Source organism: Azospirillum sp. OGB3, from assembly GCF_014192915.1.
In the GTDB taxonomy this organism is placed as follows: domain Bacteria; phylum Pseudomonadota; class Alphaproteobacteria; order Azospirillales; family Azospirillaceae; genus Azospirillum.
Genome location: NZ_JACHYN010000001.1, coordinates 249447 through 268696 on the forward strand (window position 1 = coordinate 249447; position 19250 = coordinate 268696).

Genomic DNA, 19250 nt, shown 5'->3' on the forward strand with positions numbered 1-19250 from the left:
CCATCCGGCGTAGCGAAGGGGCGCGTCCCAGCGGTGGAGACGCGCCCTTTTCGTTTTTGTGGTTTAGAACTTGCCTTCCTCATAGTCGCGGTAGGCCTGCATGACCTCCTCGCGGCTGTTCATGACGAAGGGGCCGCCCCAGGCCACCGGCTCGCCGAGCGGGCGGCCGGAGAGCAGCAGGAAGCGCGCCCCGGACGGGCCGGCGGCGATCTCCGCCCGGTCGCCCTCGCCCAGCACCAGCACCCGCGGGCCGCCCAGCCGGACGGAACTGCCGGGCGCCACCACCGATCCCTCGAAGACCACCAGCGCCGCCGCGTGACCGCCGGGCACCGGCTCGGAGAAGGTGGCACTCGCCGGCAGGCGGACGTCGAAGTAGCGGGCCTCGGTCGGGCCGCTGCGCACCGGGCCGGCGGTGCCGTTGCCGGTGGTGCCGGCGATCACCGTGACCGTGGTCCCGTCCTCCCGCGTCTCGACCGGGATGCGGTCGGCGGCGAACTCCTGGTAGGCGGGCTCCGACATCTTCAGACGCGCCGGCAGGTTGATCCAGAGCTGGAAGCCCTTCATCAACCCTTCGGTCTGCTCCGGCATCTCGGAATGGATCACGCCGCGCCCGGCGGTCATCCACTGCACGCCGCCGGTCTCGATCACGCCCTCATGCTCGTGGTTGTCCCAATGGCGCATGCGGCCGGCCAGCATGTAGGTGACCGTCTCGAAACCGCGGTGCGGGTGGTCGGGGAAGCCGGCGAGATAGTCCTGCGGCGTGTCGGAGCCGAAGTAATCCAGCATCAGGAAGGGGTCGAGCATGCGCAGGCGCGGCGTGCCGACCATGCGGGTCATGCGCACGCCGGCCCCGTCGGACGCCTCCATGCCTTCGACGGCGGTCAGGACGGGGCGGACGGTTTCGGCGGTCATCGGACGCTCTCCTCAGGCAAAATCGCTGAGAGAGAGGTATTCTTTCCAGGCCGCCGGATAAAGCCCCACCGCCGCTCAACACTGTTGCGGCGTGGGCAACAGCCTCACTCGTCGGTCTGGCCGGGGCGGGAGCGGCTGATGGACAGGCTGAGCAGGATCACCGGCACGATGCCCACCGCGACGATGGCCAGCGCCCCGGTGGCGGCCTCGGTCAGCCGCTCGTCGGAGGCCAGCGTGTAGACGCGCACGGCCAGCGTGTCGAAGTTGAAGGGCCGCACGATCATCGTCGCCGGCAGTTCCTTCATCACGTCGACGAAGACCAGCAGGCCGGCGGTCAGCAGGCTGCCCCACATGATCGGCGCGTGCACCCGGATCAGCGTCCGCCCCGCCGTGTGGCCGAGCACGCGCGAGGCGAAGTCCATCGTCGGGCGGATCTTGCCCAGGCTGGCCTCGATCGTGTTGAAGGACACCGCCAGGAACCGCACCAGATAGGCGAACAGCACCGCCGCGATGGTGCCGCTCAGCAGCAGGCCGGTGGACACGCCGAAGGTCTGGCGCATGAAGGCGTCGACGGCGTTGTCGAGATGGGCGAAGGGAATCAGCACGCCGACCGCGATCACCGAGCCGGGAATGGCGTAGCCCATGGCGGCGACGCGCACCGCGCCCTTCAGCAGCGGCGTCGGGCGCAGCCGCTGCCCGTAGGCCAGGACCAGCGCCAGCGACACCGCCAGCACGGCGGCCAGCGCGGCCAGCGTGAAGCTGTTGCGGGCCAGCGTCAGGAACACCGGCCCGAAGGCTTGGTCCCCGGCGGTGACCGCCATGCGCACCAGCAGCCCGGCGGGCAGCAGGAAGCCGAGCAGCAGCGGCAAGCCGCAGGCGGTCATGGCGGCGGCGGCGCGCCAGCCGGTCAGTCGGTGCTTCGGCAGGCGGCGGTAGCGCGTGGTGGTGTGGTGGTAGCGGGCCTGCCGGCGCGACCAGCGCTCCATCAGCACCAGCACCAAAACGAACATCATCAGCACGGCGGCCAGCTGTGCCGCCGCGACCGGCTGCCCCATGGCGAACCACGTCCGGTAGATGCCGGTGACGAAGGTGTTCACCGCGAAGTACTGGACCGTGCCGAAATCGGCCAGCACCTCCATCAGCACCAGCGCCAGACCGGCGACGATGCTGGGGCGGGCCAGCGGCAGCGCCACCGTGAAGAAGCTGCGCCACGGCCCGCGGCCGAGCGTACGACTGACCTCCAGCACGCAGACGGACTGTTCGAGGAAGGCGGCGCGCGACAGCAGATAGACGTACGGGTAGAGCACCAGCGTCATCATCAGCGCGGCGCCTTCGAGCGTACGGATGTCGGGAAACCAGTAATCCCGGCGCGACCAGTGGAAAAGCTCGCGCAGCGCGGTCTGCACCGGGCCGACGAACTGGAGCAGGTCGGTGTAGACGTACGCCATGACGTAGGCCGGCACCGCCATCGGCAGCAGCAGCGCCCACTCCAGCGTACGGCTGCCGGGAAAGCGGCACATGGTGACCAGCCAGGCGGTGCCCACCCCGATCACCAGAGTGCCCACCCCCACCCCGAAGACGAGGCGCACGGTGTTCAGCAGATACTCCGCCAGCACCGTGTCGACCAGATGCTGCCACACCCCGTCCGTCGGCACGAAGACGCGGCTCATCACCGCCAGCACCGGCAGGGCGACCAGCACCGCGATCACCAGCGTCGCCAGCGTCCAACCGCTGAAACCGATGCGCTGCCAGAGGGAGGAATGGAAGCCGGCGGCCTGGACCGGGCCGCCCGGTGTCGGGCCGGGGGTTTGAAAGGTGTCCGTCGTCAAGGCCGGTTACGCCCATAGGGATGTGTCGAACGGGAGCCCTATGGTCTCACACTGTGCGAATAACTCGCAATGACAACATGCCGCATCCCTCTCCCCGGACGGTATGACAGGGATGCGGCCGATGTTTTGGTTACTTGGTGCCGAACATGCGGTCGCCCGCGTCGCCCAGGCCGGGGACGATGTAGGCGTTCTCGTCGAGATGGCTGTCGAGCGAGGCGGTGAAGACCTTCACGCGCGGGTGGGCGGCGGCGAAGACGCGCATGCCCTCGGGCGCGGCGACCAGCGCCATGAAGCGGATGTTCTCGTCGTCCACGCCGTGGCGGTTCAGCACGTCGCAGGCGTGGACGGCGGAGTTGCCGGTCGCCAGCATCGGGTCGACGACGATGAACAGGCGGCCCTCCGCCTCGGGCAGCTTCACCAGATACTCGTGCGGCATCTTGGTGTCGTGATCCCGATAGAGGCCGATGTGCCCCTCGCGCGCCGACGGCACCAGCTCGTGCAGGCCCTGGGCCATGCCGAGGCCGGCGCGCAGAACCGGCACGATGGCCAGCTTCTTGCCGGCGATGACCGGCGCGTCCATGGGCTGGAGCGGCGTGTCGATCCGCTCGGTCGTCAGGGGCAGGTCGCGGGTGATCTCATAGCCCATCAGCAGCGAGATTTCGCGCAGCAGGGTGCGGAAGCCGCCGGTGGAGCGTTCCTTGGCCCGCATCAGCGTCAGCTTGTGCTGGATCAGCGGGTGGTCGAGGATGAACAGATTGGGAAATTCGGTGTGGGTGCGCATGGATCTCGTGCCGCGGCCTGTCTAGACCCCGATCCTAACCCGGCGGACCCGCTTCGGCCAAGCCGCCCTTAAGCGTTGAGACCGGATACGCCGGTCGAGGGGCGCAAATCAGCGGCGGTTGGGAAGCGCCGCCCTCCCCGCCACAACCTCCGGCTGGTCGACCCCGTAGCGGACCACGCGGTTGCGCCCGCTGTTCTTCGCCTGATAGAGGGCGCGGTCGGCGCAGACCACCATCTCCTCCACCGGCAGATCCTCCCCGGCCTCGACCAGCCCGAACGAGGCGGTGACCGCGATCCGCCGCCCGTCCGGCAGCGCCACCGGCGTGCGCGCCAGTTCGCCGCGCAGCCGCTCGATGACCCGGAAGCCCTCGGCGAGGCCGGTTTCCTTCAGACAGATCAGGAACTCCTCCCCGCCCATGCGGAAGGCCTCGTCGAAGCTGCGGATGCCCCGGCTGATGGCGGCGGCGGCGGCGGCCAGGACGCGGTCGCCGATGTCGTGGCCGTAGGTGTCGTTGATGTTCTTGAAGCGGTCGATGTCGCAGATGGCGACGCAAAAGGCCGGGCCGTTGCGGCGGAAGCGGTTGTGCTCGCGCTCCAGCGCCTCCTGCATGCCGCGGCGGGTGCGCAGGCCGGTCAGCGGGTCCAGGCCGCTCGCCGCCGCCCCGAAGGCCCGCTCAACGCGGCGCAGATGGAGGACGAACTCCTCGAAGCGGGCGATCACCCCCTCATAGTCGGCCTCGGTCGGGCTCTCGCCGCCGGCCGCCTTCAACAGAAGCAGCTTGGCCTTGCGGTGCATCTGCTCGTGCAGGGTGACCAGCTTCTCCACGGCGGGCTGGTGGGCCAGATCGTCGGCGTTGACCGCCGCGCACCACGCCGCGAAGGAGGCCGGGGCCGACACCCGCTCGCCCCCCTGCCCGCCGCGGAAGAAGACGGCGCGGTGCCACTGCCCGATCCAGCGCAAATGCTCGTCGAGCACGAGGCCGAGGCTGTCGGATGGCGAGCGTGTGTCGGACGAGTTGGTCATCGGGCTTGCAGGGCTTCCCTTTGGACACATCCACCGGTCGCGGCCCATGGATGCCAACAGTATCGCACGAAGTCATAACCCGGGTCCGCAACCCGGTCGTGCGATTAAGTTGTGCCCATCCGCCAAAAGGGAAAGCCCTGCGGCAAAATCAAATTTTATTCAAATGCCTCGCCGCGACGCGGCGTCACAGCCCGGCCACGCTGTCCAGGAAGCGGCGGATCAGCTCCGGGTCCTTGTGGCCGGGGCGGTCCTCCACGCCCGACGACACGTCGAGCGCCGTGGCGCCGGTCGTCCGCACCGCCTCCGCCGCGTTCTCCGGCTTCAACCCGCCGGACAGCATCCAGGGCTTCGGCCAGCTCCGCCCGGCCAGCAGCGTCCAGTCGAAGGCGATGCCGTTGCCGCCCGGCAGGGCCGACACCCTGGCCGGCGGCTTGGCGTCGAACAGCAGCCGGTCGGCGACCTCGGCGGCCTCCAGCGCGGCGGCCAGATCCTCCGGCCCGCCGACCTTGATCGCCTTCATCACCGGGATGTTGAAGGCGGCCTTCACTTCGGCGATGCGGCGTGGCGCCTCCTTGCCGTGGAGTTGGATCAGGTCGAAGGGGACCTGGCTGACCACATGCTCCAGGAAGTCGTTCTCCGGATCGACGAACAGCCCGACCGTGCGCACACCGGTAGGGACCAGCCGCGCCAGCTCCGCCGCCATGGAGGGTGCTATCGAGCGCGGGCTTGGCGGGTAGAAGACGAAACCGACATAGCGCGCCCCGCCGGCGACCGCGGCGTGCAGCGACAGGGGCTCGGTGAGGCCGCAGATCTTCACGCTGACGGGCTTGGGAACGGGCATGGGGGCAGGTCCTTACAGTTCCGAAACGATGCGTCGGGCGGCCGCTTCGGGGTTGGCGTCGCCGGTGATCGGGCGCCCGATCACCAGATGGTCCGCCCCGGCGGCCAGCGCCTCGGCGGGGGTCATGACGCGCTTCTGGTCGTTGGCGGCGGCCCAGGCGGGGCGGATGCCCGGCACCATCAGGATGAAATCCGGCCCGCAGGCTTCGCGGATCAGCGCCACCTCGGCGGGGGAGCAGACGACGCCGTCCACCCTCGACTCCTTGGCGAGCAGCGCCAGCCGCTTCACCTGCCCGGCCACCGGGACGCTCTGCCCGACGGCCTGGAGGTCGGCGGCGTCCATGCTGGTCAGCACGGTGACGGCGAGGATCTTCGGACGGTCGGCGCCCGCGCTGGCCGCGGCCTCCGCCGCCGCGCGCATCATCGCCGGGCCGCCGGAGGTGTGGATGGTCAGGAAGGCGGGCTTCAGCGGCAGCGCCGCCCGGATGCCGCCCGCCACCGTGTTGGGGATGTCGTGCAGCTTGAGGTCGAGGAACAGCGGCGGGCCGTCTTCGCCGATCACCGCGCGGATGCCCGCCGGGCCGTGGGCGATGAAGAACTCCAGCCCCAGCTTGATCCCGCCGACCACCCCAGCGATCCGCCGGCCGAGGTCGCGGGCGGTGTCGAGGTCGGTCGTGTCGACGGCGCAGAAGATGCGCGAGGCGGGCGCGATGCTGGGCGTGCTCATGGAAAAACGGCTCTCCGGACCCTGGAAGGTGGTGACGGCGCGCAGCCTAACAAGGGCCGGCGGCAATCACCAGACTTCCGGGGCGCGAAGACGCCTTATCCCTCCCGCGGGCAACCCCACGGGAGGGTCGTGGGCCGCCTGAGGTCAGATCTTCCGGTCCGGGTCGCGGTCAAGTCCACGGTCCACCGGACGGTCGCCGGGCATACGGTCGCGGTCCGAAGGAAGATCGGCCGGACGGTCGGCGCCGGTGCTGCGTGCGTCGTCGATCTCCACCTCGGTCCGGCGGACCGTGTCGGACACCGTCTGCGCGCGCTCCTCGGCCTCCTTGCGGATCACCACCTCCTCCCGGACCCGGGCGGTCTTTTCGACCACCGCCTCCTCGTCCGTCTCGCTCACTTCGATGGTGCGCTCCTGGAAGGCTTCGGGGGGCAGGTCGCTGACGGGGCGATCCACCGGGCGGCGCTCGACCGTCACCTTTTCATCGCGCAGGCGGACCTGTTCCTCCACCGGTGTCTCGGTCATGTAGCTGCGGACGCGGACGGACCCGCGTTCCACCTCCCGCTTGCCGACGTTCAGCCGCTCCTCGACCACGGGAATGCGCTGCTCCTCGCCCGATCCAACCGCGCCGGCATGGCGGGTGGTTTCGGTGTTGCGGGTCGTGTCGGTTTCGACCCGTCCCACCGTGCCTTCGGTGTTGACGTCACGCAGGGACGCCGCGGCGGCGCCCAGGCCGGAGCTGTAGCGCGTGCGCTCCTCGGTGGCCTGGGTGTGGTCGTAATCCGTGGAGGAGGCGTCGTAACCGGTCCAGCCGGTCTCCCGATAACTCCGACCGCGGTCGGCAATGTCCACCGGGCCATGCTGCTCGATGATGGCCAGGGCCCCGTCGCATTGCGCGTCTTCGACGCGGCCGACCAGAAGAACGCCGCCGCGGCGTATGCCCTCCGCGAAAATCTCCGCGTCGTCCCGCGTCACTCCCATGCGGGTCAGCATCGACAGGCGCTTGTCGCGGGCGTTGAAGTTCAAATCCTCTCCGAAATCGGCGGCGTGGCGCCAGCTTTCCAGCCGGCCCTCGGTGGCGGTTCCCAGATTGGCGCTGTCCGCGCCCATCATGGTGAAGTCCTGGCGCAGGTTCCGGGCCTGCAGCTCGCCAAGCACGCGTTCGGCGCTGGACAGATCGTCATACAGCGCGACGATGGTTTTCCTGTTCATCAGCCTACTCCTGTGGAGGCAATGTTTCGGACCGCAGCGCGTCGGCGCGCGCGGCGTCGTCCCTGGTGACGACGGCGTCTTCGGAGCGCAGCGTCTCGGTGACGCGCTCGGTGCGCCGGGTCGCCTGTTTGCGGATGTGCAGTTCTTCTTTAAGGACCAGCCGTTTCGTCACGACCAGTTCTTCTTCGAGGATCGGTACGATCAGCACGTCGCCTTCGTACCGCGGCTCCGGCGCGGCATCGACCGGGCGACCCACCGGAACACGAAGGACCTCCACCGCCTCGCTGGAGAGATCCTGTTCCACGGTTTCCTCACGCTCGCGGACGACCGTGGTGATCCGCAAGCGGCCGGTTTCGACAGTGCGCTTTCCGACCGACAGGGTTTCCTCGTAAAGAGGGACGGCTTCCTCGGAGACGGCCCGCTCCGGCGGTGCGCGTTCCTGTGGCATGGCCGCCGCCTCGGCGCTCAGAGGAAGATGAACAGGGCGACGAGGATCACCAGCACGACGAGCGCGATGACCCACCAGTTCATCCCCGTCGAGCCAGCCGGCGCCGTCCGGTTCCCGTCTGTGTCATAGACACCCACTTTCCGCGGTTCATCGGCCATGGGGCTTACTCCCTGTCTGTTTGGATTGGGGCGGTTTGCCTTGGTTGCCCATTTCCAACAGGAGGAACACGGCGCCGTTCCGTGAGTCCGGTCAGCGCCCCGCGGCCCAGAGGGATAGCCCGGTTGCCCGCGCCGGATCGCCGATGGCGGCGGCCAGCGCCTCGCCCAGTGCGGGGGCGAACTTGAAGCCGTGGCCGGAGCAGGCGCTCATCAGCCAGCAGCGGGCGGACAGCGGCTCGACCAGGAAGCGCTCGTCCTCGGTCACCGTGTAGAAGCAGGTCGCGGCGTTGGCGAGGCTGTAGCGGTGGCCGTCCGCCAGCACCCGGCGGGCGCGGTCCAGCACGTCGCGCGCCTCGTCCGGATCGGGGTCGCGGTCGGTGTCCGGGTCGCCGACGCGCGAGAAGCGGTGGTCGCCCGCCTTCATCGTCGTGCCGGCCACCGGCGGCACGACATAAACGCCGCTCTCCCCGTCCGCGTCGATCAGCATCGGCGCCGTCGCCCAGACGCCGCGCAGCCCCTCCGGCGGCATCAGATAGGCCACGACCTGCCGCGACGGGGTCAGGCGCGCCGCCGTCTCCGGCAGCAGCTTCGTCACCCAGGCCCCGGCGGCGACCACCAGCGCGTCGGCGCCGATGGTCCGGCGGTCGGCGAGCGTCACGGTGGCGCGCTCCGCGTCGATCGCCGTCACGGGGGCACGCGCGTGAACCGTCACCCCCAGCGCGTTCAGATGGTGGCTGAGCAGCTCCACGATGCGCCCGGCGAGCAGCACGCCGCCCGACTCCAGATGCAGCCCCTCCGCCACCGCGTCGGCGTCGACCAGCGGGAACTCCGCGGCGATCTGCGCCGGGGTCAGACGGCGGAACGGATGGCCCAGCGACTCCATAACCGCGACGCTGTCGGCCAGCCAGCGCCGCCCGTCCTCCGCCGAGGCGGTGCAGAGCGTGCCGCTGGGGACGAGCAGCCGCTCGCCCAGGTCGGTCCACAGCCGTTCCCACGCCTGGAAGGCCGTGTCGGCCATGCGGGCGTAGCCGGCGCTGGCGCCGTAGGCGTGGCGAAACAGCCGGTGCTGGTCGACGGAGCTGCCGAAGGGGTTGGGCACCTGGCCCTGGTCGAAGACCGCGACCTCGTGCCCGGCGCGGGCCAGCGCCCAGGCCGTGCACAGCCCCATGATGCCGGCGCCGACGACGGTGATGCGGAGAGTCATGATGGAAAAACGCCTCAGCGGATCGTGTCGTTGTGGATCACCATCTCCACCGCCAGTTGGGCGGCGCAGAGATCCTCCAGCGCGGTGCCGACCGACTTGAACAGGGTGATCTGGTCGTAGAAGCGGCGCCCGGCGCGCTGGCCGCGGGTCAGGTCGTAGAGGTCGCCGGCGATGTCGGCGTCGGTCAGGATGCCGGCCTTCATCGGCTGGACGATGTCACCCGCCTCCTTGCAGGCCCCCTCGCGGGTGTCCACGAAGACGCGGGAGCGGCGGATGCAGTCGTCGTCCGCCTCGCGCATCTCCGGGGTGAAGCCGCCGACGAGGTCGAGATGGGCGCCCGGCTGAAGCCATGCGCCGCGGATCAGCGGCTCCTTCGCCAGCGTCGCGCAGGAGATCACCTGGGCGCCGCGCACCGCCCCCTCCAGGTCGGCCGTGGCCTCGATGCGGAATTTCGGGCGGTGGAAGCGGCTGGCCACCTTCTTCGCCTTCTCGAGGCTGCGGCCCCAGACCAGCACATGCTTGATCGGCAGGACGGTGGCGAAGGCCTCGATCAGTTCGGGCGCCAGCGCCCCGGTGCCGACCATCAGCAGCCGTTCCGAGTCGGGCCGCGCAAGGTAGGAGGCGGCGAGGGCGGAGGCCGCGGCGGTGCGCCGCTTGGTGAGCGCGGTGCCGTCGAGAACCGCCTGGGGCATCCCCGTCTTGCCGTCCATCAGCAGGTACAGGCCCTGCACCGCCGGCAAGTCCTTCGCCCCGTTGTCGGGGAAGACGGTGACCACCTTGACGCCGATGGACTGGTTGACCTGCCAGGCCGGCATCAGCAGCAGCGTGCCGTCGTTCTGGCCGTAGGTCTCGACCGTGTGGTGGTGCCGCATCGGCACCTCGACCCCGGCGCGGAAGGTCTGCCGCATGCGCTCGATCAGCATGCGGAAGTGCAGGACGGACTTCAGCTCGGCTCCGGTGACGGTGCGCATCGGCGGCTCCCTCCACAGGTCCGGCAAAGCGGAACCCCCCTCCCGCCCCCCGGCCGGACGGGAGGCCGAAGGGGTTACCGGCGGGCGGTCAGTGGACCGTGGTCGCCGGCAGGGCGGTGCCGGACCCGGTCACCGCGGGCAGGCCGGCGGTGCCGGACAGCGGGCGGTTCATCTCGGCCAGGCGCTTCTCCGCGGCGGCGGCGCGGGCCTGCGTCTCCTTCAGCTCGCGCTCCAGGTAGGACACGCGGTCGGTCGAGCGGCGGGCGCGGCGGCGATGACGGCGCTGGGCGTTCCAGGCGACGACGCCGCCGGCCAGGAAGCCGATCACCAGCGCCACCAGCGTGGCGAGGTAGACCGGAACCTCCAGCGTGAAGGGCAGCGGCCAGAGCGACAGCGTGACCAGGCCACGGTTGGAGATGGCGAACAGCACCGCGGCGAGCGCGATGGGAACGGCGATGATGAGGGCGATGAAACGCACGGGTGTGGTCCTCGTATCCATGATCGGGGGCCGGGTCAGCGCCGGGTCCGGGCCGATGAGTCAGTGACGGGCTGTCAATGAACGGACATCATTCGTCGGTGTTCAAGCGCTCGCGCAACTGTTTTCCGGTCTTGAAGAAGGGGATCGCCTTCTCGCCCACCTCGACGGCCTCGCCCGTGCGCGGGTTGCGGCCGGTGCGGGCGTCGCGGCGCTTGACGGAGAAGGCGCCGAACCCGCGCAGTTCCACCCGGTCGCCGCGGGCAAGCGCTTCGGAGATCTCGTCGAAGATGGTGCCGACGATCTTTTCGATGTCGCGCTGGTACAGATGCGGATTGCGCTCCGCGAGCCGTTGAATCAGCTCCGATTTGGTCATGGCGATTCCGTTTCCCCCGGTTCTGAGCGCCCTTGCACCGCGCTCCTTGACCTGCGCGCAAGCGTGCCACCGGGTCCGGTGACCGTCAAGCTAAGCCTTTCTGGCGGAACCCTTTTCCCGGCAACGCTCCGGCTTGCCCGACGGCCGCCGGGAAAAAGGCCCGAAATGTGATTAATCCGTCTTACGGATTGCCCTTGAACGCACCATTTCCGATGAGTTGCTTGGCACGGTTCCCATCGTCGGACTCGGTTGCCGGACTCGGTTGGAGGTTCGCCATGACACACACTGACCACACCGGCCATCACACCGGTCCCGCCGACCCGCTGGCCGGCCTGCCCTACGCGGACCGCGTCCGCACCGTCACCGCCGATCAGGCGCTGGGCTGGCTGCGGGCGGGCTGGGCGGACCTGCGGGCGTCGGGCTGGGTCAGCCTTGCCTACGGCGCCCTGTTCGTCGCCATCGGCTTCGCGCTGACCGGCGGGCTGGTCCTGGCCGGGATGGCCTATCTGATCGCGCCGATGATCGGCGCCTTCCTGCTGATCGCCCCGCTTCTGGCGCTCGGCCTCTACCGGATTTCCAAGGACGTCGAGGAGGGGCGGCGGCCCAGCCTGTGGCGGGCGCTGACCGCGTGGCGGGCCAACCCCTACCACATTCTGACCGCCGGCCTGATCCTGATGCTCTATGTGATGATCTGGGCGCGGATGAACGTGGTGGCCTTCGCCCTGTTCTTCCCGCACGAGGCCATCGCGCTGGACCATTTCGTGGCGCAGATGTTCAGCCTGGACGGGCTGATCTTCACCGTCTTCATCACGGCGCTGGGCTTCGCCTTCGCCGCTTTCGCCTTCATCACCAACGTCACCGCCCTGCCGATGATGATGGACCGCCCGGTGGATGTCTTCGCCGCGGCGCTGGCCTCGGCGATGGCGGTGCTGCGCAACCCGCGCGTCCTGGCGCTGTGGGCCGGGCTGATCGTGCTGGTGACCGGCGCCGGTCTGCTGACCGGCTTCCTCGGGCTGATCGTCGCCCTGCCCCTGGTCGGGCACGCGAGCTGGCACGCCTACCGCGACCTCATCAAGGAGGACGAGGAGGGGTGAGAGCGGTTTGAAAAAGGAAAAAGCCGCCGCGGGGTGACCGCGGCGGCTTTTTCTTTGGCGTAGGTGCGAGAGACAGCCCCCCTCCCCGGCCCTCCCCCGCTTGCGCAGGGGAGGGGGATGGGAAGAGCCTTACTCCTCGCCGGTCTGCTGCTTGCGCTTCAGAGCCGCACCCAGGATGTCGCCCAGCGAGGCGCCCGAGTCGGACGAACCGTACTCGGCCATCGCCTGCTTCTCCTCCTCCATCTCGCGGGCCTTGATGGACAGCGAGATGCGGCGGGAGCCGCGGTCGATCTGGGTGACCTTCGCGTCGACCTTCTCGCCGACGGCGAAGCGGTCCGGACGCTGCTCCGAACGGTCGCGGGACAGGTCCGACTTGCGGATGAAGCCGGTGTAGCCCTCGCCGACCGTGACCTCGATGCCACCGTCGGTGACCTGGGTGACGGTGCAGGTGACGACCTCGTTCTTCTTCAGGCCGGCCGTGGCAGCCTCGAACGGATCGTTCGCGAGCTGCTTGATGCCGAGGGAGATGCGCTCCTTCTCGACGTCGACGTCCAGGACCTTGACCTTGACGCGGTCGCCCTTCTTGTACTCGGCGATGGCCTCCTCACCCGACTTGTTCCAGTCGAGATCGGACATGTGGACCATGCCGTCGATGTCGCCCGGCAGACCGACGAACAGACCGAACTCGGTGATGTTCTTGACCTCGCCTTCCAGCTCCGTGCCCGGGCCGAACTTGTCGAGGAAGGTCTCCCACGGGTTGTCCAGGCACTGCTTGAGGCCCAGGCTGATGCGGCGCTTCTGCGGATCGACGTCCAGGACCATGACCTCGACTTCCTGCGAAGTCGACACGATCTTGCCCGGATGGACGTTCTTCTTCGTCCAGGACATCTCCGAAACGTGCACCAGGCCCTCGATCCCCGGCTCCAGCTCCACGAAGGCGCCGTAGTCGGTGATGTTGGTGACGCGACCCTTGAACCGCGAGCTGACCGGGTACTTGGCTTCCACGCCTTCCCACGGATCGGCTTCCAGCTGCTTCATGCCGAGGCTGATGCGCTGGGTCTCCGGGTTGAAGCGGATGACCTGGACCGTAACGGTCTGGCCGATCTGCAGGGCTTCGGACGGGTGGTTGATGCGGCGCCACGCGATGTCGGTGACGTGCAGCAGGCCGTCGACGCCACCCAGATCCACGAACGCGCCGTAGTCGGTGATGTTCTTGACCACACCCTGCAGAACCTGGCCTTCCTTGAGGTTGGCCACCAGCTCCGAACGGGCCTCGGCGCGGCTCTCTTCGAGCACGGCGCGACGCGACACGACGATGTTGCCGCGCGAGCGGTCCATCTTCAGGATCTGGAACGGCTGCGGGGTGCCCAGCAGCGGGGAGATGTCGCGGACCGGACGGATGTCCACCTGCGAACCCGGCAGGAACGCCACGGCGCCCGACAGGTCGACGGTGAAGCCGCCCTTGACGCGGCCGAAGATGACGCCGGTGACGCGGGTCTGGTCCTGGAAGGACTTCTCCAGCAGCGCCCAGGCCTCTTCGCGCTTGGCCTTCTCACGCGACAGAACGGCTTCGCCGTTCTTGTCTTCCATGCGCTCCAGATACACCTCGACGGTGTCGCCCGCCTTCAGCTCGGGCGGCTGGCCGGCAACGGCGAATTCCTTCAGCGCGACGCGGCCTTCCGACTTCAGGCCGACGTCGATGGTCACCATGTCGTTCTCGACGGTGACGACGCGCCCCTTGACGACCGAGCCTTCGAGGGACTCGGCCGTGCCGAGCGACTCCTCGAGAAGCGCCGCGAAGCTTTCCTTTTCGCCGGTCCGGGCCATAGCTTGTGCCATTGAAACTCCTAAGGTTGGCCGAAAGCGATCCCGCCATGGTCCGTCCCGCGGCAAAACGGGCCGGCCCCCGATGGGACCACCGCGCCGGGCACCACGCCCGGCGACTTGGTTGACATATGTTCCGTTGGAGGGCCGAAGCGCCCGGACCCTGATGCTCAGACCTTGGGGCCGAAACCGGTTTTCGTTCCGATAAAGGCGGTCGCCGCTGCGAACGCCTGGTCGGCGTCGAGGGCGGAGGTATCAAGCACAAAAGCGTCGGCAGCCGGCAGGAGCGGTGCTACCGTCCTCTGGCTGTCGCGCGCGTCACGGGCCTTCATGTCCTCCAGGACGTCGGACGGTATAGCCGGAATCCCGCGTTCCCGCAACTCCTTGAGTCGCCGTTCGGCCCGCACCTCCACCGAAGCGGTAACGAACAGCTTGGCATCGGCGTTCGGGCATACGACCGTTCCGACGTCCCGCCCGTCCAGCACCGCCCCCGGCGCGCCGCCGGGCGGGGTCGCGGCGAAGCGCCGCTGGAAGTCGAGCAGGGCGGCCCGCACCGCCGGCACCACGGCGACCTTGGAGGCCGCCTGCGCCGCCTCGTCGTTGCGCAGGGCCGGGTCGTTCAGGATGCCGTCGTCCGGCCGCAGCGCGCGGGCGGCCCGGGCCGCCGCCTCCGCATCCGCCGGGTCGCCGCCCGCGCGCAGGACGCTGACGCCGACCGCGCGGTAGAGCGCCCCGGTGTCGAGATGCGCGAAGCCGTAGGCCTGGGCGACCCGCTTGGACAGCGTGCCCTTGCCCGCCGCGGCGGGGCCGTCGATGGCGATGACGATGGCGATGACCGGACCCATCGCCCTCACACCCCCGCGATCCTGGCGCCGACGCCGTTCATCAGACCGACGAAGCCGGGGAAGCTGGTGTCGATGAAGGCGCCGTCGTCCACCTGCACCGGCTCGGCCGTCGCCATGCCCAGCACCAGGAAGCTCATGGCGATGCGGTGGTCCATGGCGGTGGCGACGGTGGCGCCGCCCTGCGGCGGCTTGCCGGTGCCGTAGACGGTCAGGCTGTCGTCGGCCCCGACCTCGACCTTCACGCCGCACTTGGTCAGCCCGTCGGCGACCATGGCGAGGCGGTCGCTCTCCTTCACGCGCAGTTCCTTGAGGCCGAGCATGACGGTGGTGCCCTCCGCGCAGGCGGCGGCGGCGGCGAGGATCGGATACTCGTCGATCATGCTGGGGGCGCGGTCCGCCGGGACGACGATGCCCTTCAGCGGGCCGTGCTTCACCCGCAGGTCGGCCACCGGCTCGCCCGCCTCGTCGCGGCGGTTCTCGAAGGCGATGTTCGCGCCCATCTCGATCAGCGTGTCGTAGAGGCCGGTGCGGCGCGGATTCATGCCGACACCGGGGAGCAGCAGCTCCGAGCCGGGGCGCAGCAGCGCCGCGACCGCCGGGAAGGCGGCGGAGCTGGGGTCGGCCGGCACGACGATCGCGCGCCCGGTCAGCTCCGGCTGGCCGAGGACAGACACGGCGAGCGCGCCGTCCTCCATCCGCTCGGTCGTCACGGTGGCGCCGAAATGGCGCAGCATCAGCTCGGTGTGGTCGCGGGTCGGCTCCGCCTCGATCACCGTGGTGGTGCCGGCGGTGTTCAGGCCGCAGAGGATGATCGCCGACTTCACCTGGGCGGAGGCCACCGGCAGGCGGTACGTGATCGGCACGGTCCGGTCGCTGCCGACCACGGCCAGCGGCAGCCGCCCGCCGGAGCGTCCGACGAAGCGCGCGCCCATCTGCTCCAGCGGACCGGTCACGCGGGCCATCGGGCGCTTGTTCAGCGAGGCGTCGCCGGTGAAGACGCAGGTGATCGGGTGCGACGCGACGAGACCCATCAGCAGGCGGGCCGCCGTGCCGCTGTTGCCCATGTCGAGCACCTGCGCCGGTTCCGCCAGCCCACCCAGACCGACGCCGCGCACGCGCCACACTCCGTCCCCGCCGCGCTCCGCCTGGGCGCCGAGCAGGCGCATGGCGGCGGCCGTGTTCAGCACGTCCTCCCCTTCCAGCAGGCCGTGGATGACGGTTTCGCCCACCGCGACGGCGCCCAGCATCAGCGACCGGTGCGAAATCGACTTGTCGCCCGGCACGCGGATGGTGCCGGCCAGCGCGCCGGTGACGGATGAGCGAAGCGGCTTCGCCTGCAGCATGGGAGGGCTCCCCAGACAAGAATGTGACCAGGGCGGAGTACCTAGCACAGCGGGAAGGGCGATGCGAGCGATGCGCGGTTCCCACGATCAGTCGCCGACCGCCACCCCCTCGCGCCGGGTGTCCGCCCCGCCGGACAGCCCCTGCCCGGTCACCACGATCGCCTGGGTGCCGGAGGTCAGCTCCATCGCCTTGACCGTGTGCCCCCGCGCCTCCAGCGCCGCGATCCAGCCCTCCGCCTCGGTGCCCTGCTCCAGCTCGGTCGGGCCGTTGCGGCTGCCGAAGTTGGGAATGTCCACCGCCGCCTGCGGGTCGAGGCTCCAGTCGAGCAGCGCGACCAGCGTCTTGCCCACGTAATTGATGATGTTGCTGCCGCCCGGCGACCCCACCGAGGCCACCAGGGCGCCGTCGCGGAAGACCAGGGTCGGCGCCATCGAGCTGCGCGGGCGCTTGCCCGGCTCCACCCGGTTGGCGACCGGCTTGCCGTCCTCCACGGGGGTGAAGGCGAAGTCGGTCAGCTCGTTGTTCAGCAGGAAACCGCGCACCATCAGGCGGGAGCCGAAGCCGTCCTCGATGGTGGTGGTCATGGCGACGGCGTTGCCGGCCCCGTCGACCACGGAGATGTGGCTGGTGCCATGCTCCTCGGCCTCGGCGAAGCCCCAGGCGCGGCCCTGGCGGAAGGGCGGCTCGCCCGGCTGGGCCTTGCCCATGGACCGCTCGCCGACCAGGGCGGCGCGGCTCGCCAGATAGCCGCGGTCGAGCAGCCCCTTCACCGGCACCGCCACGAAATCGGGGTCGGCGAGATAGAGGCCGCGGTCGGCGAAGGCGAGTCGCCCGGCCTCCGACAGCCAATGGGCGGCCAGCGCCGGATCGTTGCGGGTGGCGGCCATGTCGCGCCCTTCCAGGACGGCCAGCATCTGCAGCACCGCGACCCCGCCGGAGCTGGGCGGCCCCATGCCGCACAGGGTGTAGACACGGTAGGAACCGCAGACCGGCTCCCGCTCCTTCACCCGGTAGGCCTTCAGGTCGGCCTCGGTCATGTCGCCGGGGTTGGTGGGGTGGCCGGTCACCGCCTTGACGACGTCGGCGGCGATCGGACCCTCGTAGAAGGCGGCGGAGCCCTTGTCGGCGATGGCCCGCAGCGTCGCCGCGAACTCCGGATTCCTCAGCACATGGCCGACCGGCCAGGGCGTGCCGTCCGGCTGATAGAAGTAGGCGCGGGCCCCGGGGTTGGCCGGCAGGTGCTTCTCCATCGCCAGCTGGCCGTTCAGCCGCGGGCTGACCGTGAAGCCGTCCTCGGCCAGCGCGATGGCGCGCTCGAACAGGCGGGGCCAGGGCAGTTTGCCGTGCGTGCGGTGCGCGTGCTCCAGCAGCATCACCGTGCCCGGCACCCCGACCGACCGGCCGCCGACCACCGCGTCGTAGAAGGGCATCGGCTTGCCGTCCGCCCCCAGGAAGCGTTCGGGAGTCGCGGCGGCCGGCGCCGTCTCGCGCCCGTCGAGGGAGGTCACCGCCTTCGTTGCGGCGTCGTGATGGACCAGGAAGGCGCCGCCCCCGACTCCGGAGCTCTGCGGTTCCACAAGATTGAGGACGAGCTGCACGGCGATGGCCGCGTCCACCGCGCTGCCCCCCGCCCGCAGGATCTCGCGCCCGGCCTCCGCCGCCAGCGGATTCGCGGCGGCCACCATGTGGCGGGTGGCGGTGTCGACGCTGCGGCTGCCGCGCCCGGTCGCGCGCTCCGGCGCGAGGTCGCCGGCGGCGGACGGCGACGTCTGGGCCAGGGCCTCCAGCGGCAGCGCCGCCAGCAGGCCGGCGGACAGCAGCGCCCGCCAGCGGCGGGACAGCAGGATCGGCATCGGTTCCTCCCCCATTATCATGGTATCCTTGGTGGCGGCCCGGCGGACCACCGCAGGGTGAAGTTTGGCACCGGCCGCCGGCCCTGCCACACCGCCGGCGACATTCAGCGAACTTTTTTTTGACAAGCGCCCGCTGGCGTGGCAAAGGGCGCGGCTTGCAATTCCCGAATTGGGCATTCCCTAGGAACGTGACGGAGGACGAGGCGTGGCCAAACCCGAATGGGGCGTCAAGCGCATCTGCCCGAGCTGTGGCGCGCGCTATTACGATCTGCGCAAGGACCCGCCGGTGTGCCCGAGCTGCGGAGCGCAGTTCGATCCCGAGGCGTTGCTGAAGTCCCGCAAGGCGCGCCCGGCGCCGGTCGACGATGTCAAGAAGGCCCCGGTGGTCTCCTCGGACGATGAGGAAACCGAGACCGAGAACGACGAGGAGTCGACGGAACTCGACGAGGTCGAGGACGACGTGACCGTCGACGACATCGAGGAAACCGACGAGACGCCCGAGGACGAGGACGATGTCCTGATCGAGGACACCTCGGAGCTGGGCGAGGACGACATGGACGAGGTCGTCGATGTCGAGGGCGAGGACGAGGAGGAGCGCTGACCGGCGCTCCCCCTTTGGAAGACGGGGGCGGAGGGGCGGAAAAAAGGTGGGCGGGGCTGAATTTTTCTCTTGCATCAGCCCCCCGTCCTGACCAATATCCCGCTCCACCGAGGCAGGCCGCAAGGCTCGCCGCCCAGAGTTTCGGGGCCATAGCTCAGCTGGGAGAGCGCTACAATGGCATTGTAGAGGTCAGGAGTTCGATCCTCCTTGGCTCCACCAAACACCCGAAGGGCCTGCGCGACTCCGCGCGGGCCCTTCGGCGTTTCCGCCCCCCGTTTCCTCCCTTTCCGGCCGCCGTCATCGTCTTGACAGGCGTCAAGGAACGCTCTTTGGTCGGGCGGCACCGTCGGCTTCCGCCGATCCCCCTTCCCTCCCGCTTCGGACACGCCATGGCCGACATCCTGATCGCCAACACCCTGACCGGCGACACCACCCTGGGCGCGCTGAACGCCGTCGATCCGGACGCCGTGAGCCGTCTGGCGCAGATCCACCCGGTCTTCAACCCCGGCGTCGGCGTGCCCGACAGCGCCAGCCTGGGCGATCTCGCCAAGGCCACCGGCATCCCGCTGGACGTCCTGCTGGCCACCGCGCGCGGCGCCATCCACGTCACCGCCCCGGCCGGAGGCTGCGGCTGCGGAAGCGGCGGCTGCGGCACCCCCAAGCACTGAGCCAAGCACTGGGCGCTTTCCCCCTCCCATTCGCGGCGCCGGTCCCCACCTGTTGGTGGCACCCACCA

Annotated in this window: 20 protein-coding genes and 1 tRNA gene; 4 read left to right on the top strand and 17 right to left on the bottom strand. The window is 69.8% G+C overall.

Annotated features, from left to right (window positions below; translation table 11 throughout):
- Positions 1-63 precede the first annotated feature (63 nt).
- The 13 genes from FHW79_RS01235 to ihfB form a co-directional block, all read right to left on the bottom strand.
- On the bottom strand, positions 64-912 hold the full coding sequence (locus FHW79_RS01235) for a pirin family protein (protein ID WP_183177306.1): 849 nt from the start codon (positions 910-912) through the stop codon (positions 64-66).
- Positions 913-1016: 104 nt separating this feature from the next.
- Positions 1017-2741, bottom strand: a complete 1725-nt coding sequence (locus FHW79_RS01240) for an iron ABC transporter permease (protein WP_183177307.1) — start codon at positions 2739-2741, stop codon at positions 1017-1019.
- A 130-nt stretch (positions 2742-2871) separates the two neighbouring features.
- Positions 2872-3522, bottom strand: a complete 651-nt coding sequence (gene upp / locus FHW79_RS01245) for a uracil phosphoribosyltransferase (RefSeq protein ID WP_014239248.1) — start codon at positions 3520-3522, stop codon at positions 2872-2874.
- A gap of 108 nt (positions 3523-3630) precedes the next feature.
- Positions 3631-4545: a diguanylate cyclase gene (locus FHW79_RS01250; RefSeq protein WP_183177308.1), complete on the bottom strand. Its 915-nt coding sequence runs from the start codon at positions 4543-4545 to the stop codon at positions 3631-3633.
- A gap of 184 nt (positions 4546-4729) precedes the next feature.
- A complete protein-coding gene (locus FHW79_RS01255) occupies positions 4730-5386 on the bottom strand; it encodes a phosphoribosylanthranilate isomerase (RefSeq protein WP_183177309.1) in 657 nt (218 codons plus the stop codon).
- 12 nt (positions 5387-5398) lie between these two features.
- Entirely contained in the window at positions 5399-6112 is a 714-nt protein-coding gene (gene pyrF, locus FHW79_RS01260) for an orotidine-5'-phosphate decarboxylase (protein WP_183177310.1), read from the bottom strand.
- Positions 6113-6256: 144 nt separating this feature from the next.
- On the bottom strand, positions 6257-7321 hold the full coding sequence (locus FHW79_RS01265; protein WP_247884111.1) for a YsnF/AvaK domain-containing protein: 1065 nt from the start codon (positions 7319-7321) through the stop codon (positions 6257-6259).
- A 4-nt stretch (positions 7322-7325) separates the two neighbouring features.
- Positions 7326-7769, bottom strand: coding sequence for a YsnF/AvaK domain-containing protein (locus FHW79_RS01270; protein WP_183177311.1), 444 nt, complete (start codon positions 7767-7769; stop codon positions 7326-7328).
- A 17-nt stretch (positions 7770-7786) separates the two neighbouring features.
- The gene (locus tag FHW79_RS01275) at positions 7787-7927 is read right to left on the bottom strand and encodes a hypothetical protein (RefSeq protein ID WP_175426405.1); all 141 of its coding nucleotides are present in this window, start codon (positions 7925-7927) and stop codon (positions 7787-7789) included.
- Positions 7928-8018: 91 nt separating this feature from the next.
- Complete coding sequence (locus FHW79_RS01280; RefSeq protein ID WP_183177312.1) at positions 8019-9131, bottom strand: FAD-dependent oxidoreductase; 1113 nt, start codon at positions 9129-9131, stop codon at positions 8019-8021.
- Positions 9132-9145: 14 nt separating this feature from the next.
- Positions 9146-10102: an ornithine cyclodeaminase family protein gene (locus FHW79_RS01285; RefSeq protein WP_183177313.1), complete on the bottom strand. Its 957-nt coding sequence runs from the start codon at positions 10100-10102 to the stop codon at positions 9146-9148.
- An 88-nt stretch (positions 10103-10190) separates the two neighbouring features.
- The gene (locus tag FHW79_RS01290; RefSeq protein ID WP_183177314.1) at positions 10191-10580 is read right to left on the bottom strand and encodes a LapA family protein; all 390 of its coding nucleotides are present in this window, start codon (positions 10578-10580) and stop codon (positions 10191-10193) included.
- Between the two features lie 88 nt (positions 10581-10668).
- Positions 10669-10953, bottom strand: a complete 285-nt coding sequence (gene ihfB / locus FHW79_RS01295; protein WP_014239239.1) for an integration host factor subunit beta — start codon at positions 10951-10953, stop codon at positions 10669-10671.
- A 275-nt stretch (positions 10954-11228) separates the two neighbouring features.
- Between ihfB and FHW79_RS01300 the strand changes: the two genes are divergently transcribed.
- Entirely contained in the window at positions 11229-12047 is an 819-nt protein-coding gene (locus FHW79_RS01300) for a DUF2189 domain-containing protein (RefSeq protein WP_183177315.1), read from the top strand.
- A 129-nt stretch (positions 12048-12176) separates the two neighbouring features.
- On the opposite strand, the gene rpsA is transcribed toward FHW79_RS01300, so the two are convergent.
- The 4 genes from rpsA to ggt all read right to left on the bottom strand — a co-directional run bounded on the left by rpsA (position 12177) and on the right by ggt (position 17913).
- Positions 12177-13886: a 30S ribosomal protein S1 gene (rpsA, locus tag FHW79_RS01305; protein ID WP_183177316.1), complete on the bottom strand. Its 1710-nt coding sequence runs from the start codon at positions 13884-13886 to the stop codon at positions 12177-12179.
- Positions 13887-14041: 155 nt separating this feature from the next.
- Positions 14042-14716 (bottom strand): (d)CMP kinase, encoded by a 675-nt coding sequence (gene cmk / locus FHW79_RS01310; protein ID WP_183177709.1) that lies wholly within the window; start codon positions 14714-14716, stop codon positions 14042-14044.
- A gap of 5 nt (positions 14717-14721) precedes the next feature.
- On the bottom strand, positions 14722-16059 hold the full coding sequence (gene aroA / locus FHW79_RS01315) for a 3-phosphoshikimate 1-carboxyvinyltransferase (protein ID WP_183177317.1): 1338 nt from the start codon (positions 16057-16059) through the stop codon (positions 14722-14724).
- Between the two features lie 87 nt (positions 16060-16146).
- The gene (gene ggt / locus FHW79_RS01320) at positions 16147-17913 is read right to left on the bottom strand and encodes a gamma-glutamyltransferase (RefSeq protein WP_183177318.1); all 1767 of its coding nucleotides are present in this window, start codon (positions 17911-17913) and stop codon (positions 16147-16149) included.
- 205 nt (positions 17914-18118) lie between these two features.
- Between ggt and FHW79_RS01325 the strand changes: the two genes are divergently transcribed.
- The 3 genes from FHW79_RS01325 (at position 18119) to FHW79_RS01335 (ending at position 19182) form a co-directional block, all read left to right on the top strand.
- Positions 18119-18514, top strand: a complete 396-nt coding sequence (locus FHW79_RS01325) for a TIGR02300 family protein (RefSeq protein ID WP_183177319.1) — start codon at positions 18119-18121, stop codon at positions 18512-18514.
- A 143-nt stretch (positions 18515-18657) separates the two neighbouring features.
- Positions 18658-18733 (top strand) — tRNA-Ala (locus FHW79_RS01330).
- Between the two features lie 170 nt (positions 18734-18903).
- Complete coding sequence (locus tag FHW79_RS01335; RefSeq protein ID WP_183177320.1) at positions 18904-19182, top strand: hypothetical protein; 279 nt, start codon at positions 18904-18906, stop codon at positions 19180-19182.
- The last annotated feature ends 68 nt before the right edge of the window (positions 19183-19250 follow it).

Bases quoted from the DNA above. Each gene is read 5' to 3' on its own strand.
- FHW79_RS01285 (WP_183177313.1), bottom strand. From the start codon at position 10,102: ATGCGCACCGTCACCGGAGCCGAGCTGAAGTCCGTCCTGCACTTCCGC.
- FHW79_RS01280 (WP_183177312.1), bottom strand. From the start codon at position 9,131: ATGACTCTCCGCATCACCGTCGTCGGCGCCGGCATCATGGGGCTGTGC.
- pyrF (WP_183177310.1), bottom strand. From the start codon at position 6,112: ATGAGCACGCCCAGCATCGCGCCCGCCTCGCGCATCTTCTGCGCCGTC.
- FHW79_RS01265 (WP_247884111.1), bottom strand. From the start codon at position 7,321: ATGAACAGGAAAACCATCGTCGCGCTGTATGACGATCTGTCCAGCGCC.
- upp (WP_014239248.1), bottom strand. From the start codon at position 3,522: ATGCGCACCCACACCGAATTTCCCAATCTGTTCATCCTCGACCACCCG.
- FHW79_RS01335 (WP_183177320.1), top strand. From the start codon at position 18,904: ATGGCCGACATCCTGATCGCCAACACCCTGACCGGCGACACCACCCTG.
- cmk (WP_183177709.1), bottom strand. From the start codon at position 14,716: ATGGGTCCGGTCATCGCCATCGTCATCGCCATCGACGGCCCCGCCGCG.
- FHW79_RS01275 (WP_175426405.1), bottom strand. From the start codon at position 7,927: ATGGCCGATGAACCGCGGAAAGTGGGTGTCTATGACACAGACGGGAAC.
- FHW79_RS01235 (WP_183177306.1), bottom strand. From the start codon at position 912: ATGACCGCCGAAACCGTCCGCCCCGTCCTGACCGCCGTCGAAGGCATG.
- FHW79_RS01300 (WP_183177315.1), top strand. From the start codon at position 11,229: ATGACACACACTGACCACACCGGCCATCACACCGGTCCCGCCGACCCG.
- FHW79_RS01250 (WP_183177308.1), bottom strand. From the start codon at position 4,545: ATGACCAACTCGTCCGACACACGCTCGCCATCCGACAGCCTCGGCCTC.
- FHW79_RS01270 (WP_183177311.1), bottom strand. From the start codon at position 7,769: ATGCCACAGGAACGCGCACCGCCGGAGCGGGCCGTCTCCGAGGAAGCC.
- ggt (WP_183177318.1), bottom strand. From the start codon at position 17,913: ATGCCGATCCTGCTGTCCCGCCGCTGGCGGGCGCTGCTGTCCGCCGGC.
- FHW79_RS01255 (WP_183177309.1), bottom strand. From the start codon at position 5,386: ATGCCCGTTCCCAAGCCCGTCAGCGTGAAGATCTGCGGCCTCACCGAG.
- ihfB (WP_014239239.1), bottom strand. From the start codon at position 10,953: ATGACCAAATCGGAGCTGATTCAACGGCTCGCGGAGCGCAATCCGCAT.
- rpsA (WP_183177316.1), bottom strand. From the start codon at position 13,886: ATGGCACAAGCTATGGCCCGGACCGGCGAAAAGGAAAGCTTCGCGGCG.
- aroA (WP_183177317.1), bottom strand. From the start codon at position 16,059: ATGCTGCAGGCGAAGCCGCTTCGCTCATCCGTCACCGGCGCGCTGGCC.